Genomic DNA, 26,950 nt, shown 5'->3' on the forward strand with positions numbered 1-26,950 from the left:
GGGGGGGGGGGGGGGAGCCGGCGTCGACGATCACCAGCGTCGAGCCGGCGTCGATGCGCTGATAGCCGGAATGCGGCATGCTGGCCATCGGCGTGCCGTGGCTGTCGTCATAGGCCAGCAGGGTGGCGAGCAGGTCCGACGGCGTCGCGCTCATGCCGTTGAACAGCGCGATGGCGCCGTCGCCGTGGCGGAAGAACCGCAGCATCGGCATCATCCGGTCGATCGCGTTGAGCAGCGCCGGCGGCGGCGCGATGTTGCGGGCCGCGAAGGTCTGGCGCAGCGGCAACAGGTCGATCAGCAGCTCGATCAGCGCGCCGGGATTGCGCGAGACGTGGCCGCCGTCAGGCAGGATCTGGCGCTGCAGCTCTTCCGACAGCCGCTTGGTGGCGCCGCGGATGTTGCGCGCCTGGTTGGCGAGGCACAGCGCCGCGTAGCACAGCGCGATCGTCACCTGCAGCCGCGGCACGCCGTCCGAGACGTCGAGCAGCGCATGGCGCAGCGCGCGGATCTCGCGGGTCAGGCCGCGCAGATAGCGGCGATAGAATTTGCCGTCGGTGTCGGACAGCACCAGCGGCGCCTGCGACAGCAGCGAGATCACCCGCCGCGCCGTGACTTCCGGGCGGCGGCCGACCGGGCGGTGACGCGCCATGTTGCCGAGCCAGTCGTCGACCAGCGAGCGGGCGTTGGCACGGGTGATCGCGGTATCGGCGGCGCGCAGATGGCGCAGCCAGCCGAAGCCGAACAACGCGGCTTCCCAATCATCCGAGGGCGGCTCGATGTCGAAGATCGAGCGGCCGTGCGAGGTGACGATCTTGCCGGCGAATACGAAGCGGCCCGCATAGATCTCGGCCGCGCGGGTGGCGTCGGCGGTGCGCAAATCGTGCGGCGCGATGATCAGCCGGTCGGTGCGGCCCGGCCACAGCCGGGTCAGCGCCGCCGACCCGCCGGATGCACGCGCCACCATGGTCCGCGCGAAGCGGCCCACGACCAGGCCTGAGATCCCTCGGCGGTGAACGGACGACACGCGTGCTAGGGCTCCCGGTTCATGGCCCGCATCGACTTTGTGCGATCGTCGACCAGCGGATGTCAGATTCAGCAAGATGTCGGCGACCTTCGCGCGCCAGCACGCAGTCGATGAAGCCAGCTCTGACTGAAACAGCTCTGAGGACATCTGCGCAGCGGACACGAAGGGATGTTGTGAACCAAAGCAACCTCGGATTAACGAAAATTCGTTTCGAATCCTTTTAGTCCGGAATCGGCCACCGCACACCCTGCCGTTGGGCGGGGTGTGGACGGACAACCTCCGGGGCTCCCGCGCGGCGCGCGGACGGCCAGCTTTCCCGTTTGATTACAGAGACTTCGTCAGCCGTGCGGCATAGAAGCCATCGACCCCGGCGAGCCGCGGGTCGGCGTGGGGCAGGTGCGACGGCAGCGTCCGCACGTCGCCCTCCGGGGTGATGAATTCGGCGAGGCCGGCGACCTCATCGGGCGTCACCGGGGCGCGGCGCATCCCCGGCTCCTCGGCGAGCAGCTTGGCGATCGCCTGCTCGCCCTCCTCCGGCTCCAGCGAACAGGTGCAATAGACCAGGGTGCCGCCGGGCCGCAGCAGCGCCACCGCCTTGTGCAGCAGGCGGTTCTGCACCGCCGCCAGGGCGCCGATGTCGGCCTCCTGCTTCAGCCAGGCGACATCGGGATGACGGCGAATCGTGCCGGTGGAGGCACAGGGCGCGTCGACCAGCACACCGTCGAAACTGCCGGGCGCATCGGCCCGCCACTCGGTGGCGTCCGCGACGCCGGTCTCGGCCTCGAGCGACAGCCGCGCCAGATTTTCGCGCAGCCGCGCGACGCGGGCCGGCGAGCGGTCGATCGCGCTGACGCGGGCGCCGGCCTGCGCCAGTTGCGCGGTCTTGCCGCCAGGCGCGGCACACAGATCGGCCACCGCCTTGCCGGCGAGATCGCCGAACAGCCGCGCCGGTAGCGCCGCAGCGGCGTCCTGTACCCACCATTCGCCATCGTCGAAGCCCGGCAGCATCTTCACCGAGCCCTGCAGCAGCGTCCGCACCGTCCCGGTCGGCAGCCTCTCGCCGTACAGCCGGCCGGCCCAATGCTCGGGATCGGATTTTACCGTGATGTCCAGCGACGGCTCGTGGCTGATCGCCACCGCAATGGCGCGCGCCGCGTCCTCGCCGTAATGCGCGCTCCAGCGCGCCATCAGCCAGGCCGGAACGTCGAGTGCCTGGCCGGCGACTTCATCGACCAGTGGCTGGCCCTCGCGGGCGCAGCGCCGCAGCACGGCGTTGACCAGGCCGGTATATTTGGAGGCGCGGCGGTCCGACTGCACCAGCCGCACCGACAGATCCACCGCGGCGTGATCCGGCACGTCCATCCAAAGAATCTGCGCGGCGCCGATCAGCAGCGCGCTGCGCGCTCGCGGCGCATCGGTCGGGACGCCGCGATCGAGCATCCGCGCCAGCACGTGATCGAGCGTGCCCAGCCGGCGCAGGATCGTCGCCACCAGCCGGCGCATCAGCGCGCGGTCGCGGTCCGCCAGGGTCTTCAGTCCCGGATGCGCAGCCGGCCCCTCAAGCTGTTCGTCGAGCGTGCGGCGCTTGCCGAAGACGCCGTCCAGAATGTCGGCGGCGACCCGGCGCGCGGCCAGACCCGGCACTTCGGACGGCTGAGCGAATCTTGGAGCGGGCATGGAGGAAGGGTATCACACTGGAGGACGGATGGCCGCGCGCAGAGCGATGCGGTGCATCGATTGATGGCAGGCGAATATGCCGATTCTAAGAATCCCGAGGGCACGGATGTTGCGCCTGAGGATAACGGGACTTAGATCGCCGGGACGACGAAAGGCCGAATCTCATGACTGAAGCTGATCCGACAAAACCCGCTCCCGCGGCGCCGCGCAAGGACTTGCCGGAGGCCGCCAAGCGCGCACTGGCGGAAGCCGAAGCCCGCCGCGTCGAGGCCGCCCGCCACGCCGACGCGCGCGCCAAGGAGTTTCAGGGCCCCAAAGGCCCGGAGCCGACCCGCTATGGGGACTGGGAAGTAAAGGGCATCGCGTCGGATTTCTGAGCGCCCGCGACGTTGCCGTTGGTTTTCGCCGGCTGATTGCACGCCATCAATCACGTTGAAAAAACGAATCTCCCCTACTGCTTGGGACCAACAGAAGCCGAAGGGGGTGACACCGCTGGTATCCCGACAAATCGCTGAATCTGTCCCTGAAACACCACCAACGCTGCGATCAGAGCCAGCAGCCCCATCAGCAAGGCGAAATTCTGGCCGTAGGTCGGCAGGTGCCTGACGCGCTCGGTAAGAGCAGCGCTGGCAATTCGCAGATCCGTCAGATTCTGACCCGCGCCTTTCAAGGCGTCCTTGATCTCCGCCACATCCTTCTGAATGTGGCCGACATCCGCCTCAAGACGTGCAACCCGAGCTTCCAACATGCCGTCATATGTGCCCCCGCCCCCTGGAGGTTGCAAGGGCGGCCCTGGAGGCCCCGAGCCACCAAAGCGCTCGGCGGCAAATACGATCGTCGAGCTAGTGTAGGCGGCGGTAGAAGGTTCAGACATTTTTTCGCCCGCGAAGGGCTGATGCCATCACAGCAGCGACCAGCTGTCGAATGTTGTTCTGTGCGTCCACATTCTGCCGCCTGAACTCGCCAAGCGACAAGTTTGCTTCCTCCAAGCGGCCGTTCGACCAATCCACAATAACCCGCTCTAGCGTCGCCTGGGCTTCGAGAGACCGTAAGAGTCCGAGCAAAAGATGATCGATATCTTGTCGTGAAAGCGGGAACTGGAGCCGTTCGTTTGTTGGGATTTCACCCCATTGTTCGACTAGCGCCGTCGGAATTGAAAACACTTCCGGGGGTTGAGGGATCGTTTGGCTCCGCGCCAATTCGTCAGCCATCGGCATGTTCCTCCAGATGCGACGAGATTAACTACCTTTTAGTCGTGATCAACAACCATTAGTATAGTTCACACTAGTCGTTCGTCTGTTCGATGCACGAGATGTCACCACCATTCCGGCCTCACCGCGTTCCGATCGCGCGCCTGCCCTCGCGCGGGCGGATGGCGTCGATATTACCGTGGGTGTTCGTGCTAGGCATCGCGGCCGGGACGATGCTGCCGACGCGGCACTGGATCCACTGGCCGTGGAGCCAACCGATCTCGCGCGCCAATCCGGAAGACGCCGAGACGGTGTGGCGGCGCGCCGGCAATCCGACGGTGCGGCATCCGGTGGACGTGCTGTACACGATCGACGGCGACACCTTCGAGGCGCGGGTACACATGCTGCCCGGCCACGACCTCGTCACCCGCGTGCGGCTGCGCGGCATCGACGCGCCGGAACTGAAGGCGCAATGCGCCAAGGAATTGCAACTCGCCGAAGCCGCCAAGGACGCGCTGCGTAATCTGCTCCGCCAGGGCGAGGTCACGATCTACAACATCGGTCCGGACAAATACGAAGGCCGCGTCGTCGCCGATGTCGCGACCAGGCGCACGCCGAACGTCTCGGCCGCCTTGCTCGACGGCGGCTACGCCCGCGCCTACGGCGGCGGGCATCGCGAAGGCTGGTGCGGAACGCGCTGAGGCGGCGTTACGGTGTGGCCCCGAGCCCGAGCGCCTCGGCCATCACCCGAAACACGTCGGTGTTTTCCATCGAACCGTGGACGCGCTCGCTGCCTGGACCGGCGGCGGTCAGGATCACGTCCTCGCCGCAATGCACGCTGGCGTTCATCATCGCAGGAAGATTGCCGAGCCGCAGCACGGCGCCGGGAACGCCCTTGTACTTGTCGTTGGCCGTGAAGGTGCCGGGCTTGTCGCCAGCCTGCGTCGGCTGGTTCGGCCCGTCGAGCTTCGGCCGCAGCGTCTCGTAGTGATCAGGCAGGCTGGCGGAGAAAATCGCCAGCCGCCGGCTGACGTCGACGCGATCCGGATAGCCGTCCTTGTCGGGCGCCGGATAGTTCGGGAAGCCGGCACGATCGTACACGCCGATCCGTTCGCGCAGCGGCACGTCGTCGCCCTCGGCGAGATCGTCCCGCACGGTGCCGACCAGCGCGTTGGGGTGGTTGTGATCGGCCACCACCAGGATCAGCGTGTCGTCGCCGCGCGCCTTGGCCCAGTCTCGGGTCTGCCGCACCGCGTTGTCGAGCATGATGGTGTCGTAGACGGCGCGCTCCATGTCGAGCGCGTGGGCGTATTTGTCGATCATGCCGGACTCGACCATCAGGAAGAAGCCGGCGTCATTCTTCGACAGCACGTCGAGCGCGACCGCGACCTGCTCGGTCAGGTCCGGCTGATCCGGATTCTTGGCGACGCCGCCGCCTTTGAGGAAGCGGCGGTCGAGCACGCCGTCCATATTGCCGGGCGCGAACAGGCCAAGCAGCTTGCGCGGTTCGGTCTTGCCCGCAGCGGCGAGTTCGGCGCCGGTGGTCACCACCGAATAGCCGGCGTCGCGGAATTTGACCAAGTAATCGGTGTCGTCCTTGCGCTTGCCGTTGGAGCTCTTCGGCACAAAGTACGCCGACCCGCCGCCCATCAGCACCTCGGGCTGCGCAGCAAAGAACTGCGCGACGATATCGTCGTAAGCGGCGCGGCGGCGGGTGTGGGCGATCACCGCGGCCGGCGTGGCGTCCTCGACCTCGGTGTTGGTGACGATGCCGATCGACAGCCCGAGCCGGCGCTTCGCCAGCGACGCCAGCGTCTCGACCTTGGGATCATCGAGCGGGTCCGGCGTGCGATCGGCGTAGACGCCCATCGCGTTGACCGCCGCCTTGTGGCCGGTCGCATAGGCGCTTGCGGCGTTGGCCGAGTCGGTGATGATCGAATCGCTGCCGGCGGTCGACACCAGCGCCATCTGCGGCATGTCGTCGATCGCGAGCCTGCCGCCGGCGCGGCCCTCGACGATGCCTTTCGACAGCAGCCGCGCCGCGACGCGGTGCGCCGGCGACAGCCCGTCGCCGACAAACAGGATGACGTTCTTGGCCCGGCGCGCGCCGGTGTCGTACACGGTCCAGCTGACGCTGCGGCGCTGCGCGCCGTCGCCGGCCTCGATCGTGTAGCGCCCCGGCTTGCTCAGCGTGACGTCGCGCAGCAGCAGCGCCGATTGCGGCCGCCCGACCTCGCGCGCGATCAGCCCCGGCGCTTTGCCGAACGCGCTGGCGGCATCCTCACCATTGATGGTCAGCGTCGCCTTGTCGGCTGTGACTTCGCCGGCGAACTCGACCTTGAGGTCGAACCTTGCACCAGCCAGAATCTCGGCGCGGTCGATCGGATAGATGGTCTGCGCCGAAGCGGCAGCGTTCAACGCCAGCAAAGCGAAAGTCGTCGCGACAAAGTGCCTGATCATCAGAACGGTCCCGATTGGAGCGCGGACCGTATGAGCGGCAAATGACGCTTGGATGACGGATGCCCGCGGCATGGATGCACGCCCGCTCGCCGCATTTTGCGCCGTCATTCCGGGTCAGGGCACCGGTCGTTCAACAACGGCGCGATCCCGGGCTCGCTCGCTTTGCGAGCGCCCCGGAATGACACGGCGCGGCGTCAGCCCTTGTCGTTTTCCAGCTTGGGAATGTGCGTGCCCTCGCCAGCGGACAGCAGGCCCGACTTGGCATAAAGGCCGAGCTTGGTGCGGGTGTCGGCGATGTCGAGGTTGCGCATCGTCAGCTGGCCGATGCGGTCGGCCGGCGTGAACGGGGCGTCCTCGACCTTCTCCATGCTCAGCCGCTCGGGCGCGTAAGTCAGGTTCGGGCTTTCGGTGTTCAGCAGCGAGTAATCGTTGCCGCGGCGCAGCTCGAGCGTCACTTCACCCGTGATGGCGCGAGCGACCCAGCGCTGCGCGGTCTCGCGCAGCATCAAGGCCTGCGAGTCGAACCAGCGGCCCTGATACAACAAGCGGCCGAGCTTCATGCCGTTGATGCGATACTGCTCGATGGTGTCTTCGTTGTGGATGCCGGTGACCAGCCGCTCATAGGCGATGTGCAGCAGCGCCATGCCGGGCGCTTCGTAGATGCCGCGGCTCTTGGCTTCGATGATGCGGTTCTCGATCTGGTCGCTCATGCCGAGGCCGTGACGGCCGCCGATCGCATTCGCTTCATAGAACAGCGCCACCGCGTCGCTGAAGGTCTTGCCGTTGAGCGCGACCGGCTGGCCCTCCTCGAACCGCACGCTGACGGTCTCGGCCTTCACGGCGCAGTCCTCGCGCCAGAACGGCACGCCCATGATCGGGACGACGATCTTGATGCCGCTATCGAGCTGCTCCAGATCCTTGGCTTCGTGCGTCGCGCCGAGCAGATTGCTGTCGGTGGAATACGCCTTCTCGGCGCTCATCTTGTAGGCGAAGCCGTTGGCGGTCATGAACGCCGACATCTCGGCACGGCCGCCGAGCTCATCAATGAACTGCTGATCGAGCCACGGCTTGTAGATGCGCAAGCTCGGATTGGTGAGCAGGCCGTAGCGATAGAACCGCTCGATGTCGTTGCCCTTGTAGGTCGAGCCATCGCCCCAGATGTTGACGCCGTCTTCCTGCATCGCCGACACCAGCATGGTGCCGGTGACGGCGCGGCCGAGCGGGGTCGTGTTGAAATAGGTGATGCCGCCGGTCGAGACGTGGAAGGCGCCGGCCTGAATCGCCGCGATGCCTTCGTGCACCAGCTGGGTGCGACAGTCGACCAGCCGCGCCTTCTCGGCGCCGAACTCCATCGCCTTGCGCGGGATCGCGTCGTAGTCGGACTCGTCGGGTTGCCCCAGGTTTGCCGTATAGGCGAACACCTTGGCGCCCTTCTGCTTCATCCACAGCAGCGCCGCGCTGGTGTCGAGCCCGCCCGAGAACGCGATACCGACGTTGTCGCCTTTCGGCAGGCTTTTCAGGATGGTGGTCATGGAGATTCCAATCGGATGAGGCGGGGTTTGGCTGCGCGCATACCAAACTTCGCGCCGCCGGGCACGCGTTTAATCGCTGGTATTCGGGTCTAGATGGCCGGCGCCGGGCCGACGTCGTGGCCGCGGCGCTTTTGCCGCCAACGGTACAGCGGCCAGAATGCCCGGGTCAGCGCCGCATCGACCGCCGCATCCGTGGTCCGGCTCCAGGCCCAGCGGTAAATCAGGCCATAGAGCAGCCAGATCACCAGGAACGTGACCAGCCCGGCGATCGCGACGTCGGTGAAGAAGTGCCCGCCAAACGCCATCCGAAGCCCGCTGGTGACGGTGCCGAACACGAAAGCGGCGGCGTAGGCATAGGGCCGAACCGACGGCGGCGTCAGCGCCGCCGGCGCAAAGGTCCAGTAGGCGGTAGCGCCCTCACCGGAGAAGAACGAGCAGTTCTTCGGGCACGCGCCACGCGGATCCCACCACGCCTTGAACTGCCACGGTCCGTTGAACTCGGCCACCGCGGCCGGGCGCGGCCGACCCCAATGGGTCTTGAAGGTCAGGTTGGTCAGGATGCCGGCCGACAGGATGATGCTGATCAGCAGGAACGCCATGGTGCGGCCCTTGACCAGCAGCGGCTTGTCCGGCCGCACCAGCTTGACCACGAAAGCGACGATCGACGGCGCCGCAATGCCCCAGGCGATCCACATCGCCGCATCGCGCGAAAACGCCGCGAGGCTGACAGAGCTCATCGGAAAGCGCTTGGTGGCGGGATCGTAGAACAGCGCCGCCAGCTTCATGTCGAGCTCCGGATAGAGCCCGAACAACAGCCCGATCACGGCGAACAGCGCCAGCGCGATGAAAAGTCCGGTCCGGTTCATGGCGGGGGTTTAGCCGAGGCGATGCGGGATGGAAAGCCGGCGCGACGCTACGCTGCAGGCGGCGGCGCGGCCGGCGGCGAGGGTTGCGGTGGCACGGGTTGCGGCCGCAGCGGCGCACGTGGCCGCGGCGGATCACGCCACAGTCCTGCGGTGCGGCCGGCGATCAGCCAATACACCAGGCCGCCGACAATGCCGGCGCCTGTCATGATTTCCAGATGCCGCCGGACGATGCCGTCGAACCGCAGCGTGCCGGGATCGAACGGCACCAGCCCGAGATAGCAGCCGACCCCGACGAGGCCGCCGCCGATCGCATAGGCCAGCGCGCTGCGGATCGAAAACGCCTCGGTGACCAGCACCACGACCAGCGCCGGCACCAGTGCGAAGCCCGACACGAAGATGAAGCCGAAGCCGAGCACGACGTTCATCGTGTCCTGATCGAGCGGTGCATCCGTGAGCGCGCTGATCTCGGGAAACAGCATCGCCCCGACCACGATCACGCCGGCGGCGAGCGAGGCGAACAGGAAGCCGAACGCGACCGCGAACAGGTGGCCGATCAGCGACATGGCATGGCTTCGCATGTGGTCAAGGCGTGGATGGCCAGGACAAGCCCGGCCATGACGGCCGTTGGGGTGACGCTCGCCTTTTCCCCGAGCGTCATTGCCGGGCTTGACCCGGCAATCCATCCTCTTCGAAGAAGATGGATGCGCGGGTCAAGCCCGCGCATGACGGCAGTGAGAGGAGCGAGGCTGTGCATCAATCCGTCATCGCCATTGCGCGGAGCGCGTCGCGTTCGCGGACTGACAACTTCTCGGTCTCCGACTTCAACTGACCGCAGGCGGCGAGAATATCGCGGCCACGGGGGGTGCGGACGGGCGACGAGTAGCCGGCGTTGAAGACGTATTCCGAGAACTTCTCGATCTGGTCCCAATCCGAGCACTCGTATTTCGAGCCGGGCCACGGATTGAACGGGATCAGGTTGATCTTCGCCGGAATGCCCTTGAGCAGTTGCACCAGCCGCCGCGCATCGTCGAGCGAGTCGTTGACGCCCTTCAGCATCACATATTCGAAGGTGATGCGGCGCGCGTTGGAGGCGCCCGGATAGTCGCGGCAGGCCTGCAGCAATTCCTTCAGCGGATACTTCCGATTAAGCGGCACCAATTCGTCGCGCAATTCGTCGCGCACCGCATGCAGCGAGATCGCCAGCATCACGCCGATCTCGTCGCCGGTGCGCTTGATGTTCGGCACCACGCCTGAGGTCGACAGCGTCACCCGTCGCCGCGAAATGCCGATGCCTTCGTTATCAGTCACGATCAGCAGCGCGTCGCGCACCGCGTCGAAATTGTACAAGGGCTCGCCCATCCCCATCATCACGATGTTGGTGACGAGGCGGTTGCCGTTCGGCGTCTCGCGATCGACCCAGTCGCCCAGCCGGTCGCGCGCCACCATCACCTGACCGACGATCTCGCCGGGCGTGAGGTTGCGCACCAGCCGCTGCGTGCCGGTGTGACAGAACGAGCAGTTCAGCGTGCAGCCGACCTGGCTCGACACGCACAGCGTGCCGCGATCGGTCTCCGGAATGTAAACGCACTCGACCTCATGGGCCTTCTGAGCGTCGTTGCCACTCGGCAGCCGCAGCAGCCATTTGCGGGTGCCGTCGGCCGAGATCTGCTCGGCGACGACTTCGGGCCGGTCGACGGTGAAATGCTCGGCGAGTTGCGCGCGCATGTCTTTGGAGACGTTGGTCATCTCCGAGAATTCGCGAGCGCCGCGGACATACATCCAGTGCCACAGCTGCTGCGCCCGCATCTTGCGCTGCGCCGGGGCCACGCCGATTTCGCCGAGCCTGTCGGCGATCTCGGCGCGCGACAGCCCGACCAGCGACGGCTTCGCCGGCGGGACGTAGGTTTCCAGCGGGGTCTTTTCCAGCACTGCGGCGGCGAGGGTCATGGCGGTCCGGTTCAGGCGGGCGGCAGGCCCGCAACAAGCACAGCACCCTCATCCTGAGGAGCGGCCGAAGGCCGCGACTCGAAGGATGAGGTTGGTCACAATCTCATGGTTCGAGACTCCCGCTGACGCGGGCTCCTCACCATGAGGCGCCGACGCGGGCAACCCGCGTCTCAAAATCATCTGTCAGATAAGGCTTTTTCGTCGTTCTGCAAAGCCGCGAATCGCGGCAGCCGGACCGCGTGCTCTAGACTCAGCCGCCGCAGCTCTGCGCGACCTTATCGAGCGCCTGGGCGAGACCCTTCAGCGAAAACACGTCGGTGGTGGCGGTTCCCTTGGCCGAGACACCCTTGACGGTGACTTCGCCCGACTTGCGCAACGCTTCGACCAGCCGGTCTTCTTCGGCGGCATTCTTGATCCAGATGCCGTCGCCCTGGGTGTACATCGCGAACGACGCGCCGCCGACCTCCATGGTCGATTCGGAGCCCGGCTTCAGCGGATAGCCGATCATCACCGAGACTTCGTTGACCACCTTTTCGGCCGGCCGGGTCGAGATGAACGCATAGGCCGGATCGCGCGGCCGGCCCGCCGGGGTGGTCTTCGACGACGACGGCTTAGCAAGCACGAAGCAGACCTTCTTGCCGCCCGGCGCCGCCATGTAGGCGCCCCAGGTGCCGTACTGGCCGATCAGGGTCGGTTCGGCCCCGACGCTGCCGGTGGCCGCGGGCCGGGCTTCGGAGGCAGACGACTTCCCCTTCGAAGCAGGAGCCGCCATTGCGGCGCTCGTCACGCCGCATCCCACCAGTCCCGCCATCGCGGCAATCAGCATACGCCTCAGGTTCATGGGCAAGTCTGGTCCCTTATCATTGTGACTGCAAAATGGCCTGCGGCCAGCGGCTGTTCACGTCATCCGGAATAGCCGTGCCGGACGATTCGGAAAAGCCGGCCAGCCGCTGCTTTACGGCTGTTTCCGGCGTGTCGCAGGTAGCTGCCGTACGTTCAGGATTTCGCGCGGGCGGCGCGATGCGCGGCCCAATCCGCCTCGCTCCAGCCGAGCAGATCTTCGGCGCCGGACGAGCGCAGATGCGCGCCGCCGTCCTGCACCACCATCTCGCCGGTGATGAAGCCGGCGCGGTCCGAAATCAGGAAGCTGGCGAGATCGGCGAGCTCGTCATGGCTGCCGACGCGGCCGACGGGCGCCCGCGACGCCGGATCGACGCTGCGCCCCTGCGGCTGCAACTGCGCCGACGCGCCGGGCGTCGGAAACGCACCGGGTGCGATCGCAACGGTGCGGATGCGTTTCGGCCCCCATTCGACCGCGAGGCTCTTGGTCATCGCCAGCAAGCCCGACTTGGCCATTGCGGACGGCACCGTGAAGGCCCGTCCGGTGATGGTCGAGGTCGAGAGAATGCTCAGCACCACGCCGGGACGCTCGGCTTCGATCCAGCGGCGGCCGGCGCCGAGCGTGCAATACAAAGCGCCGTGCAGCGTCGGCCCCAGAATGGCATCGGCGGCGCGGGCGGACAGGTGCTCGGTCTGGGCGATGAAGGTTGCAGCCGCGTTGTTGACCAGTACGTCGATCGGCGCGTCGTGCCACACCGCCTCGAGCATCGCCTCGACGGCGTCGGCGTCACGAATGTCGCAGCGATGCGCCGCCACCTCGGCCCCGTCTGCGCGCAACTCCACCGCGACGTCTTGCAGCAACTGCTCGCGCCGCCCGCACAGCACCAGCGATGCACCGAGTCCCGCGAAGCGCTTCGCCATCGCAGCGCCGAGTCCCGAACCGCCGCCGGTGATCAGGATGCGCTTGCCCGCGAGCAGCCCGGCCTCGAACATCACGCCTCTCCCTGATTGACCGCGAAGCGGAATTTTGTATGCGGATCCGCGCTGAGTGCCGTCATTGCCGGGCTTGACCCGGCAATCCATCCGCTACGCGACGGCCTTTCGATCACGCTTGTTATGAAGACGGATGGATGCCCGGATCAAGTCCGGGCATGACGCTGTGCGTGGGGCAACGTCACGCCGACCCAAAACCGATTGTCCCTCGCGACCAAATCCGGCACAACGGCAGCCAATCACAAACCTCGTACCCTGGGTGGATACATGAAGGCGATTCTCTGCCGGCAATATTGCGGTCCTGACGAGCTCGACTATGCCGAGGTTCCTGATCCGGTGCCTGGTCCGGGCGAAGCGGTGATCGCCATCAAGGCGGCGGCGCTGAATTTCTTCGACATCCTGATGATCCAGGGCAAGTACCAGATCAAGCCGCCGTTCCCGTTCTCGCCGGGGGCGGAAGTCGCGGGTGTGATCGAGAGCGTCGGTGAAGGCGTGACCGACCTGAAGCCGGGCGACCGCGTCGCCGCGTCCTGCGGCCACAACGGCGCGCGCGAGAAAATCGCGCTGCCGGCCGCCTCGATCGTCAAGATCCCCGACAATCTCGACTACGACCGCGCCGCCGGCATCTTCATCATCTACGGCACCGCGCTGCATGCGCTGGAAGACCGCGCCAGCCCGAAGCCGGGCGAGACCCTGGCCGTGCTCGGCGCCGCCGGCGGCACCGGCCTCGCCGCCTGCGAGCTAGGCAAGCTGATGGGCCTCAAGGTGATCGCCTGCGCATCGTCGGACGAGAAGCTGGAATTCGCCAAGCAGCACGGCGCCGAGCTGGGGCTGAACTACGCGAAGGAAGATCTCAAGGAAGGGCTCAAGAAGCTGACCGGCGGCAAAGGCGTCGACATCGTGTTCGACCCGGTCGGCGGCAGCTACGCCGAGGCGGCGTTGCGCTCGATCGCCTGGGAAGGCCGCTTCCTGGTGATCGGCTTCGCGGCCGGCGACATCCCGAAGATGCCGCTCAACCTCGCGCTGCTGAAGGGCTGCGACATCCGCGGCGTGTTCTGGGGTGCATGGACGCGCATCAATCCGGAGAAGAACCGCGCCAATCTCGAAAAGCTGGTGCAGTGGGCCGCCGAGGGCAAGATCTCCTCCCACGTCGACCGCACCTTCCCGCTGGCGCAGACCGCCGATGCCCTGAAGGTCCTTGCCGGCCGTCAGGCGATGGGCAAGGTGATCTTGCATCCGTAAGTAACAAGTCCCACGGCTGCTCTCTCCGAAAACCCGTGTCCCGGACAAGCAGCAGCGCGTCGGCGCTGCTGCGCCGATCCGGGACCCCGGTTGATGCGCCGAACAAACCGAGGCCCCGGATCAGCAGCGAACCGCTTCGCGGTCCGCTTTGTCCGGGGCACGGGCGGCTGGCGTGAGTAGGCCTGACGAAGGGCTGCGAGACTACGACTTGGACGGAACGTCGTGTCCCGGACAAGCGACAGCGCGTCAGCGCTGCTGCGCTGATCCGGACCCCGGTTGATACGCCGAACGAACCGCGGCCCCGGATCAGCAGCGCACCGCTTCGCGGTCCGCTTTGTCCGGGGCACGGGTGGCTGGTGGACGGACCGCAGCGTTTGGCTTGCTGCCGGGCCGCGCCAGCAATCCGGGCACCAATGCTTCGGCGGCATGCGCGCCGGAAATCACCACGGCCTCTACACCCGCGCCGATGTTGCCACCGCCGGCAATCACCAGATTGCGCAGCGGCGTCTTCGAGCCCTTGAGCTGGCCGGCGCTCGACATGCCGTAGATCGAACCGGCGCTTGCCCAGTCGTAACGCGCATAGGTCACCGGGCTGGCGTCAGCGCGATACACGATGTGCTGCGACAGGTTCGGGATCACCGTTTCGGCCGCGGCGATCATGCGATCGCCGAATTCGCGCTTGCGACGCAGATAGTCCTCCGACTCTCTCCATGCCTTGTCGTCGCGGCCGCTCTCAGCGGGAAACCAGCTCAGCGCTTCGGCGTGCGGCACCAGCGCGATCAGCGACAGGATGGAATGGCCGGGCGGCGCAGCGGACGGATCGCATTTCGACATCATGGCGATGCCGAGCTTCATCGGCGCATGCAGATGCGTGGACGGGCCAAGTTCGGGGATGAAATCGACGCCGAGATGCACGCTGAAGCAGGAATTCGCCGGCGCGGCGTTTTCCAGATCGCCGCGGAAGTCTTGCGGCAGCGCCGATGGCGGCACCAGTTCGAGCAGGGTGCGCTTGAGGTCCGCGTTGGAAACGACCGCGCGGGCGCGCACCGTTTCGCCATTCCCGAGCACGACACCCGGGCAGCCGACTGCGATGTCGTCGTGATCGGGGCGGGCATCGGCGGGCTGTCGGCAGCGGCGCTCCTCGCCGACGCCGGGCTGAAGGTGAAGGTGTTCGAGCAGCACGTCGTCGCCGGCGGCTACTGCCACACTTACCTGCGCAAGGCGCATCACGGCGGACGGCCGGTGCGGTACCGTTTCGATGCTGGTCCGCACGATTTCTCCGGCGTGCATCCCGGTGGTCCGTTCAATTGCCTGCTGCAGCGGCTCGGCGTCGCCGACCGCATCGTCTGGGAGCGGGTGACGCAGAGCTTTCAGACCGAGCCTCGCAACTCATACCGACGGCTGGCAGGAGTTCGGGAACGCCGCAGGGTTGAACGTCGCCGCAGCACTCGGTACCATTCGGTACCAATCTTATAGCACAGCCGGTACCGATTGGTACCAGAACTTTGAAGCCTGCGACGAACGCCAACAAGATGCTGGAAGACAACAAGAAAAGCGAAGATCCGCGGCGCAGCGTAATCCTGCAGGCGGCGTTCGACGTGTTCGTCGAGAAGGGTTTCGACGCGGCGACCACCGCCGAGATCGTGCGCCGGGCGAAAACCTCGAAGCGAACGCTCTACGCGCACTTCGCCAGCAAGCAGGACATTCTGGTCGCCCTGGTGCGCTACGGCAGCGCGAAGATGCAACCCTCGCCCGACCTGCCCGAGCCGCAAGACCGCGCGCAGTTTCTCACCGTGCTGGAGTTGTTCGGCCGCGGTTTCCTTACCGAGTTTCTGCATCCTGAGCGCACCGCGATGTATCGCCTGGCGATCGCCGAGGCCGGGCGCGGCGGCGACAGTGTGGCGCGCGAACTCGACGCACACGGCCGTCAGCCGGTGATGCGGGCGATGACGCGATTCTTCGATCAGGCGGCGGCGCGCGGCATCGTCCAACCCGACGATATCGGCATGCTGATCGGCGTGTTCTTCTCGGTGCTGATCGGATTCACCCAGTTGCAGGCGCTGCTCGGCACCGAGCCGCCCCTGACGGCCGATGCGATTGCCGAGCGGGCCGCGCTGGCGCGGCGCGCGACGGAGCGGATGATGGCGCCGGGTTGAAGCCGGCGGCCTGAATACGAGGAACCGCTACAAATTCTGAGGTCGCGCTTCGCACGCCCCGGAATGACATGCTGAGAGGGCAGCGCTGATCAATTACGCCTCGTCGTGCAGGCCGCGCTGGATCGCCGCATGGGCGGCTTCGCGGTGCGCCGGGGTGATGTTGCTGGCGACCATCCGAATCGCAGCCGCCAGGATCGCGGCATCGTCGGTGAAGCCGAGTACCGGCAGGATGTCCGGCACGAAGTCGAACGGCAGCACGAAATACGCGATCGCGCCGAGCAGCGCGACCTGCACGTGACGCGGGGTCTGGCGGTCGAACGCGCAGTAGTAGGCGGCGAGGATATCCTCGGCGAACGGCAGATGCGCCGCAACGCGCTTGATCTTGTGCCAGAACCTGCGGCGCAGCGTTTCGGGATCCTGCGCGAGCTTGTCGGCCGGCTCGAACCCGACGCTATGTTCCGTCATCATCGTCCCTCCGCCCCGGCCGAATTCACCCGAGCGATCAGAGATGTGGGGTCGCACCGGCAACGTCGCAAGCAGCCGGCTTCAGGCGCCGCTGAACTGCGCCGCGATCGCGTTCATCGCTTCGGCGAGCGCGATGTCGCGACGGGTGACGCCGCCCGCATCATGGGTTGTCAGCACCACCTCGACGGTCTTGTAGACGTTGCGCCATTCCGGATGGTGGTCGTTTTTCTCGGCCACGAGCGCGACGCGCGTCATGAAGCCGAACGCCTCGTTGAAATCCCGAAAGGTGAATGTCCGGGCGATCGCGTCGCGTGCCTCGGCCTCCCCCCAGCCGGTCAGCCCCTGCATCGCAGCCTGCCGTTCCGCCGCCGTCAGTCGCTCCGTCATCTCGCCTCTCCTCACGTCGAATTTATCGGCCGCGGCCGGATCGCGCCGAGTTTGCCACAAAGCCGAGGCCCAATGCGCCTCAGCCGTCGCCGTTCACCATGTCGGGCGCGGCGCGGAACGGAACTGACACCGGCCGCATTGGAACTGCTAACATGGGGGTCTGACCGGGGATGGAGCACATGCGATTGTTCGCCCGGTCGACGGACGAGACCGAGCCGGTGGACCCCTTGCTACACCCCGCTCCGCGCCCCGTGCGCCGGAGAATGACGCTGATTTCGCTGGCCGCGATTCTGGCGCTGGTGGGCGCGCTGAGCGCCGCCTATTACTTCGCGATGCGACCGGCGACCCTGAAGATCGCTGTCGGCCCGCAAGGCAGCGACGACGTCCGCCTGATCCAGGCCCTCGCGCAGGTGTTCTCGCGTGACCGGAACATCGTGCGGATGCGGTCGGTCGTCACCGACGGCCCGGCGGCGAGCGCCTCGGCGCTGCGCACCAATGCGGCCGATCTGGCCGTGATCCGCGGCGACCTGCCGGTGCCGCGCAATGCGCGCTCGGTGGCGGTGCTGCACAAGAACCTCGCGGTGCTGTGGGCGCCGGGCCGCCCCGGCGGCAAGCGCAAGAAGGCGGCCGGCATCACCGAGATCACCCAACTGCTCGGCAAGCGGGTCGGCGTGATCGGCCGTACCGAGGCCAACGCCGGTCTGCTGCGGGTGATCCTGCAGCAATACGGCGTCGATCCCGGCAAGGTGGAAAGCGTGCAACTCGCGGTCGGCGATGTCGCCGACGCGGTGCAGAACCGCAAGGTCGACGCCTTCCTGGCCGCGGGTCCGCTGAACAGCAAGATCATCAGTGAGGCGCTCGCGGCGACGGCCGCGACGGGCCGCGAGCCGGTGTTCCTCGGCCTCGATTCGTCAGAAGCGCTGGCGGCGAATCATCCGACCTACGAGGCCGCGACGATTCCGGCCGGCGCTTTCGGCGGCGCTCCGGTGCGGCCGAGCGACGACGTCAAGACCATCAGCTTCTCGCACTACATCGTGGCACGCGACGGGGTCGCAGACAGCACCATCGCAACCTTCACCCAGCAGCTCTTCAGCGCCCGCCAGACGGTGATGACCGAGAACCCGCTGGCGGCGAAAATCGAGACGCCGGACACCGACAAGGACGCGGTCATCCCGGTGCAGCCCGGCGCTGCCGCCTATGTGGACGGCGACGAGAAGAGCTTCCTCGACCGCTACAGCGACTTGATCTGGTTCTCGCTGATGGGACTGTCGGCGACCGGCTCGCTCGGCGCATGGTTCGCCAGCTATTGGCGCAAGGACGAGCGCAACACCAACGTGTCGCAGCGCGACCGGCTGCTCGACATGCTGGCGACCGCCCGCCGCTGCGACTCCTGCGACGAGCTCGACGCGATGCAGACCGAGGCCGACGCGATTCTGCGCGACGCTCTGAACTGTTACGAAAACGGCGCCATCGACAGCGCGGCACTGACCGCCTTCAGCATCGCGCTGGAGCAGTTCCACAACGCGGTGGCCGACCGCAAGACCCTGCTCGCCGCGGTGCCGCCCGCCCCGGTCCGGCCAGCGCGACCGCAGGCGGTGTGAGACGAAAGCGCTCAGCGCACGAGCCGTCGCCAGCCGATCACGATGCCGCTGGCCGACACCATCAACCCCGCCAGTGACAGCGCGATCACCACGATGTCCCAGGCCGGCCGGTAGGCGATCAGCGGCGGCAGATCGAAGCTGTGCAGCGCGTTGAACAGCCAGCGGCGGACGCGCGCGCTGCGATCGCTCCAGCCGAGAATTTCGCCGGACGCCGGATCAACATAGACCCAGCTCTGCGCCGCATCGTCGAAGCCGACGCGCAACACCGGCAGCCGCCGCTGATGATGATGCGTGTACCAGTACAGATCGGGCTGCTCGAGCCGCTGCCGCAGCGTCATCGGCGTGCCGGGCATCAGCCGTCCTGCGGCGACGAACAGACGATCCTCCGACAGCGTGCGTGCCGCGCCGCTGATCGGATCGACCACGCTTTGCGATCCATCGCGATGCGCCAACAGCAGCAGCGCCGAACCATCGACCCAGACGAACCGCACTTCCACCACGCCGGGCCGGTCGCGGACCGGCGGCGCAACCTTGATGGTCGGCGCATCGTGGCCGGCATAACGCTGCAGCGCATCACTACGATCGCCGCGGCCGGCGAACCAGCCGAACGGCGACATCGACAGCCAGCCCGAGGCCATCCAGGTCAGGACGACAACACCAGCGATCAAGCCGCCGACATGATGCCACGCCATCCAGCCGCGATACGGCGTGACACGTCCGCCCGCATAGCGGCGGCGCAGGCCGGCGCGCAGCAAGCCGATCCAGATGCCGCTGAATGCCGTGACCATGCAGACGCCGGAGATCCAGATCACCACCTGCCGCCACAGCGGCGCGTCCTGCCGCAGCACGGTCAGATAGATCCAATGCGGAATCGCACCGAGCCAGTTCCAGACCCGCTCGTGCCGCGTGGTATCGAGCACGACCTCGCCGCTGCGCGAGGAGACATAGAGCTCGGTACCGGACGCATCGCCAAGATCGACCAGATACAGCGGCCGATCCGAATCGAACCGCGCCGTCACGCTCCATTGATCGCGCTCGACGGTGCCGAGCAGGGTCGGCGCCACCGCGGCGGGATGATGCCGCGCGACTGCGAACGCCTGCTCGGCCGTGATGCTGGTGATAGCCTGGCCGGTCACCGCCGAGATCGTCTGCCGCGGGCCTTTCCAGTCGGCGATCCGGTACACCGGCTCGTCGTTCAGCATCGTCAGGCGCAGCTCGCGCGGGTAGCGCGACAGGCCGGCTACCGCCATCGCCTGATCGGGCGACAGCAGCACGCGCGACCAGGCGATGTCGGGCAGCGCCGCGCGGCGCTCGTTCGTCGTGAGATTGGGGAAGGCGACGTACATCATCACCACGCCCGACACGAACCAGATCGCGAACAGCACGCAGGTTGCGATGCCGAGCCAGCGGTGGCCGAGATACAGCCACCGCTTCAGCCGCCGCACGGCGGAGCGCATCGTCAGAACTTCACGTTGTACGAAAGCTCCGCGGTGCGAGGCATGCCGAGCAGCCATTGCGAGGTATTGCCCGACGTCGCGTAGACGGTGTCGAACAGATTGTAGACCCGCAGTGCGAAGGTCTGCTGCGCGTCCGGTTTCCACATCAGCCCGGCATTGACGACGTTGTAGGCCGGCCGCACCAGCGTGTTGGCGTTGTCGGCCCAGGTATCACCGACGAGCTGCACGCCGGCATTAGCCGACCAGCCCGGCGCGAACGCCCAGGTCGCCCAGATGTTGCTGACGACCTGTGGCACATTGGCCGGCACGTTGCCGGCGTAGTTCACCGCCTGACCGCCGACGACCTGAACGAAATCGTCGTACTTGGCACGCAGCACCGCGACATTGGCGTCGAGCCGGATGGTGTCGGTGACCTTCAGCCCGGCCGAGGCTTCGATGCCGCGGGACGACTGCTGGCCGATCTGCAGCGGGTTGGTGTTGGCGGGATTCTGCGGATCGCGCGCCAACAGGTTGTTCTTGACGATCTGATAGGCCGCCAGCGTCCATTCGGCACGGCCGCCGGCGAGCTGCTGCTTGACGCCGATCTCGACCTGCTTGCCGGTCGACAGCGCGAAGTCGCGGTTCACGCCCGTCATGGTGATCAGATTGGTCACCGGATCGACCGCGGTCGAGTACTGGCCGTAGAACGCCAGGTCCGTGATCGGCGTATACACCAGCCCGGCGCGCCAGCTCGGCGCCGAATAGCTCTTCTCGAAGCTGTTCGACGGCGTCAGGAAGTCGGTGCGCTCGACGGTCGGATGATCCGACCGCACCCCGCCGACCACCGAGAGCTGATCGGTGAGGCTGAGACGATTTTCGGCGAACAGCCCGTATTGCATCGTCTGCGTATGGAAACTCGGCCGCGTCGGACTGACCGGCAGGAAGGAACCGGGGTCGAAATTATACGGCGTGACAGAGGACGCACCGGCATAAGGCGAATTGTTGGTGTGCGTGAAGGTGATGCGGTTGACGTCGAAGCCGGCGACGAACTCGTTGGCGAGGCCGAACACGTGGCCCTTGAAGGTGGTGTCGAAGCGGTTGCCGACCTGCTCCTGATCGTGGAAAATCTCGATATAGGAGCTGCGATTGATATTGCCGGTGGTCGGGCTGTAGGCGTAGCTCTCGACGTCCTTCCAGTGCCGGTGGGTGCTGAGATAGTAGCTGACGTTCTTTACCGAGATGCCCTCGGCGACGTCCCATTCGGTCTTGAGCTGGGTCCAGTTGTCGCGATAGCGGATCGAGGCGTCGCCGACATTGTAGTTCTGGAAGCGCAGCGATTCGTCGAGCCGGCCGTTCACCAGCGGGGTGCCGAAATAGCGCGACGGGCTGCGGTCGGCGTAGTCCTCGCTAAGCGTGAAGGCGAGGTTGTCGGCCGCCTGCACCCGCACCGAGCCGGACACCGCGACGTTGGACGTCTTGTCGCGATCGACCCAGCCGTCCGACATGTTGCCGATCGCGGCGAGCCGGTAGCTGACATTGGGATTGATCGGGCCGGTGCTGTCGACGGCCAGCCGCCGCGTCAGGTTGGTGTCGAGTGAGATCTCGGCCTCGTTGCGCGGCAGCCACGAGGGCTTCTTCGAGATCACGTTGATGGCGCCACCGATCGCGCCTTCGCCGTACATCACCGAAGCCGGGCCGCGCAGCACTTCGATGCGCTGCGCCGTCCAGGTGTCGAACGGATAGGTCATGGTGCCGGAGCCGACATACATCCGGGTGCCGTCATAGAGCGACATCACGGTGCCGTTGCCGGTGAAGCCGCGGGTGTTGAAGGCGAGGCCGCCATTTCCGGGCGCCGGGCTGGCCGTGAAGCCGGCCGCATTCTGTGTCACCGCGTCGATCACGCTGTGCTGGCCGCGCTCGGCAATGGTGTCGGCGGTGATGATCTCCACGCTCGCCGGCGTCTGCAGCGGCGTTAGATTGAGCCGGCTGGCGCTGGACGCCGGCGTGCCGAGGTTGAAGGTCGGCGGCGCGGCCCTGCTGGTCGCGGCGGCTTGGCTTTGCGCCGGGGCCGGCATCCCGGCGGGCCGTGCGGCGGCGCGGCGCTGGCGCGACGATCCGGCGCTCGCAGACGTGCGCGGCTTCGACGGCCGGACGCTTTGGCCTTCGACCACGATCGGGTCGAGGCCGCGTGCGGCGGTCTGGGCCTCGGCGGTGACCGGCCAGATCAGGGAGACGAAGGCGACGGAGGACAACAGGCGCCGGTTGCGCCCGGCGGCATTGAGGACAGGGGACATCATTTTGCTCGCGGCAAACGTGGCACGTCACCGCGAACGAGGTCTGGCCGCGGCGCGTGACGCCGCAGTTCGACACCCATCAGGACACCCCGCCCAATGTGCTCGCGTGTGACCACGACTGACGGCAGGTCTCCTGGCTCGCGGGTTGTCGCCTTTCGCCGCCTTCCCGGGCTGGTGGCCCAGTGGCGCTTGGCGAAAGGCTCGCCGCTCACAGTTGCGGGGGCAGCCGCGGATTCGGATTTCAGAAAATCCTCACCGCATTCCCTATTGATCCCTTGCGGGAACCGTCGCCGATTACCGTAGGCGCGGGCCGCGCAGGCTGTCAATGCGAACGCTCTGCCGGACCTGACTTGCAATTGGAGCAGCGGAAACTGAGAGGGTGCGCCCACGCGCATGCGCGCGCCGGCCTGACCTTCCTCGGGAAGCTGGAGATTCATCGTTACCTTTGTGGTCAGAAGAGCAGAGTAGCAACTGTAACGTTATAACGTTACATTCTGGAACTGCAACCGTCCGTCCTCTGGCTTATCGGGCGAGTTTCGACGGCGCATCCCGACGACACGCGAACCGCGCAAGCCGCGGGCACCACACGGCAAATCGCAAAAGTCCCGATCGTCATTGTTATTTCGCGATCTTTGCGTATATTGCGTCGCAACGCGTGCAAGTGCCCGGCCCCTGATTGGCCGGGCCTGTTTTTTGGAATTGCCCCACGCGTTTCAGACATAGGCAGACTGCGGCGCGCCTCCGGCGCCTCCGCTGGTGTGCCTGCAATCGCGCTGACGATTGGCAACCGGCCGCAGGACCCGACAGAGACACATGAACCTCCGTAACATCGCCATTATCGCCCACGTCGACCACGGTAAGACCACCCTCGTCGACAAGCTGCTGCAGCAGTCCGGCACCTATCGCGACAACCAGCGCCAGGTCGAACGGGCAATGGACTCGAACGACCTCGAGCGCGAGCGCGGCATCACCATTCTGGCCAAGTGCACCTCGGTGGTGTGGGGCGAGACGCACATCAACATCGTCGACACCCCCGGCCACGCCGATTTCGGCGGTGAGGTCGAGCGCATCCTGTCGATGGTCGACGGCGTGATCGTACTGGTCGACGCCGCCGAAGGCCCGATGCCGCAGACCAAATTCGTGGTCGGCAAGGCGCTCAAGCTCGGCCTCAAGCCGATCGTCGCGATCAACAAGGTCGACCGCTCCGATGCCCGCGTCACCGAGGTGGTCAACGAGGTGTTCGACCTGTTCGCGGCGCTCGACGCCACCGACGAGCAGCTCGACTTCCCGATCTTGTACGGCTCGGGCAAGAACGGCTGGATGTCGGACAAGCCCAACGGGGATTCGAGCGAAGGCATGAAGCCGCTGTTCGAGCTGGTGCTGAAGCACGTGCCGCCGCCGTCGGTCGAAGAGGGGCCGTTCCGTCTGCTCGGCACCATCCTCGAAGCCAACCCCTATCTCGGCCGCATCATCACCGGCCGCATCGCGTCCGGCACGTTGAAGCCGAACCAGGCCGTCAAGGTGCTGTCGCGTGACGGCAAGCTGGTCGAGTCCGGCCGCATCACCAAGATCCTCGCCTTCCGCGGCCTCGAGCGCGTGCCGCTCGACATCGCCGAAGCCGGCGACATCGTCGCGATCGCGGGCCTGACCAAGGGCACCGTCGCCGACACCTTCTGCGACCCGGCGGTCGATACCCCGATCCAGGCCCAGCCGATCGATCCGCCGACCGTGTCGATGTCGTTCATCGTCAACAACTCGCCGCTCGCCGGCACTGAAGGCGACAAGGTCACCAGCCGTCTGATCCGTGATCGCTTGATGCGCGAAGCCGAAGGCAACGTCGCGCTGCGCGTCGTCGAATCCGCCGACAAGGACGCGATGGAAGTCTCCGGCCGCGGCGAATTGCAGCTGGCGATCCTGATCGAAAACATGCGCCGTGAAGGTTTCGAACTCAGCGTGTCGCGCCCGCGCGTCGTGCTGACCCGCGACGAGAACGGCCAGCTCTTGGAGCCGGTCGAGGAAGTCGTGATCGACGTCGACGAGGAGTTCTCCGGCGTCGTGGTGCAGAAGATGAGCGAGCGCAAGGCCGAGATGATCGAGATGCGGCCGTCCGGCGGCAATCGTCTTCGCCTGGTGTTCTACGCGCCGACCCGCGGCCTGATCGGTTACCAGGGCGAACTGATGACCGACACCAAGGGCACGGCCATCATGAACCGCCTGTTCCACAACTACCTGCCGTATCGCGGCGAGATCCAGGGCCGCCGCAACGGCGTCCTGATCTCCAACGATCAGGGTGAAGCGGTCGCCTATGCGATGTTCAAGCTGGAAGATCGCGGCCCGATGATGATCGAGCCGGGCTGGAAGGTCTACAAGGGCATGATCGTCGGCGAGCACACCCGCGACAACGATCTCGAGATCAACGTGCTCAAGGGCAAGCAGCTCACCAACATCCGCACCACCTCGAAGGACGAGGCGGTCCGCCTCACCCCGCCGATCCGCATGACGCTGGAAAAGGCGCTGGCCTATATCGAGGACGACGAGCTTGTCGAGATCACGCCGAAGTCGATCCGGCTGCGCAAGCGCCTGCTCGACCCCAACGAGCGCAAGCGCGCCGAGAAGAGCAAGCAGGCGGTCGCCTGATCCCCTCCCGCCACCTCGTCATTGCGAGGAGCGAAGCGACGAAGCAATCCAGCGCCATGCGTGGGGCTGGATTGCTTCGCTCCGCTCGCAATGACGGTGAGAGGTCGTCGTTTCGATCTCAGCGACGTTGGAACTTCATGCGGATCGGATAGTCTGTTTCGTCCTGACCCCGCTTCCGGCCCGTTGCTGTAGACCATGTCCCTCCCCTCTCCCATCGACGTCGCCATCATCGGCGCCGGCGCCGCAGGTCTCGGCGCGGCCCGCGCGCTGGAAGGCTCCGGCCTGTCGGTCATCGTGCTGGAAGCACGCGACCGGATCGGCGGCCGCGCATTCACCAAAATGGTCACACCCGATATCGCATTCGACGTCGGCTGCGGCTGGCTGCATTCGGCGGATGAGAACTCCTTCGTCGGCATTGCCAAGCAACTCGGCATCGCCATCGACAAGACGCATCCGCCGTGGGGCGAAGCGAGCTTCGGCGACGTGTTTCCGAAGCGCGAGCGCGCCGCCTTCGGAAAGGCGATCGACAAGTTCTACGACCGGGTCTGGCGCGCTTCGAAGAAGAAGGCTGACGCGCCGGCCGCGACGTTGCTCGAACCGGACGATCCGTGGAATCCGATGATCGACGCAGTGTCGACCTATGTGAACGGCGCCGAACTCGACCGCGTCTCGATCCACGATCTCGAAGCCTATCGCGACACCGGCATCAACTGGCGAATTCGCGCAGGCTACGGCGCGCTGATCGCCGCCTATGGGGCGCCCTGCCCCGTGGTGCTGAATTGCGCGGTCGAGCTGATCGATCACAGCGGGCTGAGCCTCAAACTAACAACCACGCAGGGCACGCTCACCGCCGGCAAAGTGATCATCACGGTGCCGACCAATCTGATCGCCGACGAGGCGATCCGATTCACGCCCGAGCTGCCCGCCAAGGTTGACGCCGCCCGCAACCTACCGCTCGGCGTCGACGACAAGGTGATGCTCAAGCTGTCCGACCCGAACGGCTTTCCCGCCGACGGCAATCTGCGCGCTGCCACGATGCGCACCGCGATGGGGACTTATCACTTACGTCCGTTCGGCCTCGATTGCATCGAAGGCTTTTTCGGCGGCCGTTTTGCGCGCGAACTGGAAGACGCGGGCGACGGCGCCTTCGCGGCGCAGGCGATCGACGAAATCGCCGAGCTGCTCGGCAACGACATCCGCCGCAAGCTGTCGCCGCTTGCCGAATCGCGCTGGGCGAACGACCCTTTCGCACGCGGCGCTTACTCGCACGCGCTGCCGGGCCATGCCGGCGCCCGCGCAGTACTGGCGGCGCCGGTCGACGGCCGGCTGTTCTTCGCCGGCGAAGCCACCTCGCCGCATTTCTTCTCCACCGCCCACGGCGCCCGCGATTCGGGCGAACGCGCGGCGCGCGAAGTGGTGTCGCGGACCTAATCGGTTCGCGGAGCTTTCGCTGCAATGCGTAAAGTTTGACAGGCGAACCGGCCGGATCTGTCCGATTCCGGAACAGGTTCGTCTCCTGTGGTGCAGAAAGTCCACATGTTAACCGATAATTAAGGTTGGACCTTGAAGCCGCGCCGCTGACTTGCTTTGATCGGGTCATGAGCACAACGCTGATCGAGGTTCGGCCGGCCAGGGCTGCGGACGCTTCCGCGGTCGCGGCCACCCATGACGAGGCTTGGCGGTCTGCCTACCAGGGCATCATCCCTGGGGCCGAGTTGGAGAAGCTGATCAATCGCCGTGGCCCGACCTGGTGGGACTCGGCGATCCGCAAAGGCAGCCGTGTCAGCGTGCTGTGCTTCGGCGACAAGGTCGCCGGCTACGCCAATTACGGCCGCAACCGCGCCCGCAGCCTGCATTTCGACGGCGAGATCTACGAGCTGTATCTGCGGCCGGAATTTCAGGGCCTCGGCTTCGGCGGCCGGCTGTTCGCCGCCGCGCGCCGCGATCTGGTGCAGAGCGGCCTGAAGAGCATGGTGATCTGGGCGTTGTCCGAGAACGAGCCGGCGACCGAGTTCTACCGGGCGCTGGGCGGCCGGATGGTGGCGCGTTCATCGGAACGGTTCGGAGAGAAGTCGCTCGACAAGGTGGCGTTCGCCTGGAGCAACTGACGATAATTTCGCCCGGCGCTGTCGACGTTTGCGCTGGCGAACGGCCCGGGCTCGGGCTATTCGGGATGCCCCTGTAATCTTATCCCCGGAGTACC

At 66.4% G+C, this 26,950-nt stretch carries 23 protein-coding genes, 2 pseudogenes and 1 riboswitch; of the genes and pseudogenes, 9 read left to right on the plus strand and 16 right to left on the minus strand.

Features of this window, described 5'->3' with window-relative positions; all coding sequences use genetic code 11:
- Positions 1–1,024, minus strand: a 1,024-nt coding sequence (locus tag IP86_RS13240) for a heparinase II/III family protein (RefSeq protein ID WP_197279795.1), incomplete at its 3' end; no start/stop codon positions are given.
- 324 nt (positions 1,025–1,348) lie between these two features.
- A complete protein-coding gene (locus IP86_RS13245) occupies positions 1,349–2,701 on the minus strand; it encodes an RsmB/NOP family class I SAM-dependent RNA methyltransferase (RefSeq protein ID WP_054163006.1) in 1,353 nt (450 codons plus the stop codon).
- A 164-nt stretch (positions 2,702–2,865) separates the two neighbouring features.
- On the opposite strand from IP86_RS13245, the gene IP86_RS13250 reads away from it, so the two are divergent.
- Positions 2,866–3,078 (plus strand): DUF1674 domain-containing protein, encoded by a 213-nt coding sequence (locus IP86_RS13250; protein ID WP_054163007.1) that lies wholly within the window; start codon positions 2,866–2,868, stop codon positions 3,076–3,078.
- A 74-nt stretch (positions 3,079–3,152) separates the two neighbouring features.
- Here IP86_RS13250 and IP86_RS13255 read toward each other — a convergent pair whose 3' ends face one another.
- The gene (locus IP86_RS13255) at positions 3,153–3,449 is read right to left on the minus strand and encodes a hypothetical protein (RefSeq protein ID WP_054163008.1); all 297 of its coding nucleotides are present in this window, start codon (positions 3,447–3,449) and stop codon (positions 3,153–3,155) included.
- Between the two features lie 118 nt (positions 3,450–3,567).
- On the minus strand, positions 3,568–3,912 hold the full coding sequence (locus IP86_RS28700) for a hypothetical protein (protein ID WP_156332496.1): 345 nt from the start codon (positions 3,910–3,912) through the stop codon (positions 3,568–3,570).
- A gap of 101 nt (positions 3,913–4,013) precedes the next feature.
- Here IP86_RS28700 and IP86_RS13260 point away from each other — a divergent pair, with 101 nt between their 5' ends.
- Positions 4,014–4,592 (plus strand): thermonuclease family protein, encoded by a 579-nt coding sequence (locus IP86_RS13260; RefSeq protein ID WP_082363994.1) that lies wholly within the window; start codon positions 4,014–4,016, stop codon positions 4,590–4,592.
- Between the two features lie 7 nt (positions 4,593–4,599).
- Here IP86_RS13260 and IP86_RS13265 read toward each other — a convergent pair whose 3' ends face one another.
- The 7 genes from IP86_RS13265 to IP86_RS13295 form a co-directional block, all read right to left on the minus strand.
- Complete coding sequence (locus IP86_RS13265) at positions 4,600–6,351, minus strand: alkaline phosphatase (protein WP_197279797.1); 1,752 nt, start codon at positions 6,349–6,351, stop codon at positions 4,600–4,602.
- A 194-nt stretch (positions 6,352–6,545) separates the two neighbouring features.
- Positions 6,546–7,883: an argininosuccinate synthase gene (argG, locus tag IP86_RS13270; RefSeq protein ID WP_054163009.1), complete on the minus strand. Its 1,338-nt coding sequence runs from the start codon at positions 7,881–7,883 to the stop codon at positions 6,546–6,548.
- Positions 7,884–7,972: 89 nt separating this feature from the next.
- Entirely contained in the window at positions 7,973–8,749 is a 777-nt protein-coding gene (locus tag IP86_RS13275) for a phosphatase PAP2 family protein (RefSeq protein WP_054163010.1), read from the minus strand.
- A gap of 47 nt (positions 8,750–8,796) precedes the next feature.
- The gene (locus tag IP86_RS13280) at positions 8,797–9,312 is read right to left on the minus strand and encodes a hypothetical protein (protein ID WP_054163011.1); all 516 of its coding nucleotides are present in this window, start codon (positions 9,310–9,312) and stop codon (positions 8,797–8,799) included.
- Positions 9,313–9,502: 190 nt separating this feature from the next.
- Positions 9,503–10,696: a dual-specificity RNA methyltransferase RlmN gene (gene rlmN, locus IP86_RS13285; protein WP_054163012.1), complete on the minus strand. Its 1,194-nt coding sequence runs from the start codon at positions 10,694–10,696 to the stop codon at positions 9,503–9,505.
- A gap of 250 nt (positions 10,697–10,946) precedes the next feature.
- Positions 10,947–11,537 carry an invasion associated locus B family protein gene (locus IP86_RS13290; protein WP_054163013.1) on the minus strand — a complete coding sequence of 197 codons (591 nt, stop codon included), beginning with the start codon at positions 11,535–11,537 and terminating at the stop codon, positions 10,947–10,949.
- Positions 11,538–11,692: 155 nt separating this feature from the next.
- Complete coding sequence (locus tag IP86_RS13295) at positions 11,693–12,529, minus strand: SDR family oxidoreductase (RefSeq protein WP_054163014.1); 837 nt, start codon at positions 12,527–12,529, stop codon at positions 11,693–11,695.
- A 267-nt stretch (positions 12,530–12,796) separates the two neighbouring features.
- Between IP86_RS13295 and IP86_RS13300 the strand changes: the two genes are divergently transcribed.
- Positions 12,797–13,771 (plus strand): NADPH:quinone oxidoreductase family protein, encoded by a 975-nt coding sequence (locus tag IP86_RS13300; protein WP_054163015.1) that lies wholly within the window; start codon positions 12,797–12,799, stop codon positions 13,769–13,771.
- Between the two features lie 306 nt (positions 13,772–14,077).
- Here IP86_RS13300 and IP86_RS13305 read toward each other — a convergent pair.
- Positions 14,078–14,845, minus strand: a pseudogene (locus tag IP86_RS13305) (phytoene desaturase family protein); the annotation flags it as partial.
- A 9-nt stretch (positions 14,846–14,854) separates the two neighbouring features.
- Here IP86_RS13305 and IP86_RS28060 point away from each other — a divergent pair.
- Both IP86_RS28060 and IP86_RS13310 read left to right on the plus strand, forming a co-directional pair.
- Positions 14,855–15,151 (plus strand): annotated as a pseudogene (locus IP86_RS28060) (FAD-dependent oxidoreductase); the annotation flags it as partial.
- A 125-nt stretch (positions 15,152–15,276) separates the two neighbouring features.
- Positions 15,277–15,927, plus strand: a complete 651-nt coding sequence (locus IP86_RS13310; RefSeq protein WP_245290613.1) for a TetR/AcrR family transcriptional regulator — start codon at positions 15,277–15,279, stop codon at positions 15,925–15,927.
- A 93-nt stretch (positions 15,928–16,020) separates the two neighbouring features.
- Here IP86_RS13310 and IP86_RS13315 read toward each other — a convergent pair whose 3' ends face one another.
- Positions 16,021–16,395, minus strand: a complete 375-nt coding sequence (locus tag IP86_RS13315; protein ID WP_054163016.1) for a YkvA family protein — start codon at positions 16,393–16,395, stop codon at positions 16,021–16,023.
- 78 nt (positions 16,396–16,473) lie between these two features.
- Positions 16,474–16,779, minus strand: coding sequence for a 4a-hydroxytetrahydrobiopterin dehydratase (locus IP86_RS13320; protein WP_054163017.1), 306 nt, complete (start codon positions 16,777–16,779; stop codon positions 16,474–16,476).
- 170 nt (positions 16,780–16,949) lie between these two features.
- Here IP86_RS13320 and IP86_RS13325 point away from each other — a divergent pair, with 170 nt between their 5' ends.
- Positions 16,950–18,380 (plus strand): TAXI family TRAP transporter solute-binding subunit, encoded by a 1,431-nt coding sequence (locus IP86_RS13325; protein WP_054163018.1) that lies wholly within the window; start codon positions 16,950–16,952, stop codon positions 18,378–18,380.
- An 11-nt stretch (positions 18,381–18,391) separates the two neighbouring features.
- Here the strand turns inward: IP86_RS13325 and IP86_RS13330 are convergent, their stop codons facing one another.
- Together IP86_RS13330 and IP86_RS13335 are read right to left on the minus strand one after the other, a co-directional pair.
- Positions 18,392–19,837 (minus strand): PepSY-associated transmembrane domain-containing protein, encoded by a 1,446-nt coding sequence (locus IP86_RS13330; protein ID WP_054163019.1) that lies wholly within the window; start codon positions 19,835–19,837, stop codon positions 18,392–18,394.
- 2 nt (positions 19,838–19,839) lie between these two features.
- Positions 19,840–22,110 (minus strand): TonB-dependent receptor, encoded by a 2,271-nt coding sequence (locus IP86_RS13335; protein WP_054163094.1) that lies wholly within the window; start codon positions 22,108–22,110, stop codon positions 19,840–19,842.
- A 106-nt stretch (positions 22,111–22,216) separates the two neighbouring features.
- Positions 22,217–22,414, minus strand: a riboswitch (cobalamin riboswitch).
- Between the two features lie 509 nt (positions 22,415–22,923).
- On the opposite strand from IP86_RS13335, the gene typA reads away from it, so the two are divergent.
- The 3 genes from typA (at position 22,924) to IP86_RS13350 (ending at position 26,855) form a co-directional block, all read left to right on the plus strand.
- The gene (gene typA, locus IP86_RS13340) at positions 22,924–24,747 is read left to right on the plus strand and encodes a translational GTPase TypA (RefSeq protein WP_054163020.1); all 1,824 of its coding nucleotides are present in this window, start codon (positions 22,924–22,926) and stop codon (positions 24,745–24,747) included.
- A gap of 195 nt (positions 24,748–24,942) precedes the next feature.
- Entirely contained in the window at positions 24,943–26,178 is a 1,236-nt protein-coding gene (locus IP86_RS13345; RefSeq protein WP_054163021.1) for a flavin monoamine oxidase family protein, read from the plus strand.
- Between the two features lie 167 nt (positions 26,179–26,345).
- On the plus strand, positions 26,346–26,855 hold the full coding sequence (locus IP86_RS13350; RefSeq protein ID WP_054163022.1) for a GNAT family N-acetyltransferase: 510 nt from the start codon (positions 26,346–26,348) through the stop codon (positions 26,853–26,855).
- Positions 26,856–26,950: the final 95 nt, after the last annotated feature.

The organism is Rhodopseudomonas sp. AAP120, assembly GCF_001295845.1.
GTDB lineage: Bacteria > Pseudomonadota > Alphaproteobacteria > Rhizobiales > Xanthobacteraceae > Rhodopseudomonas.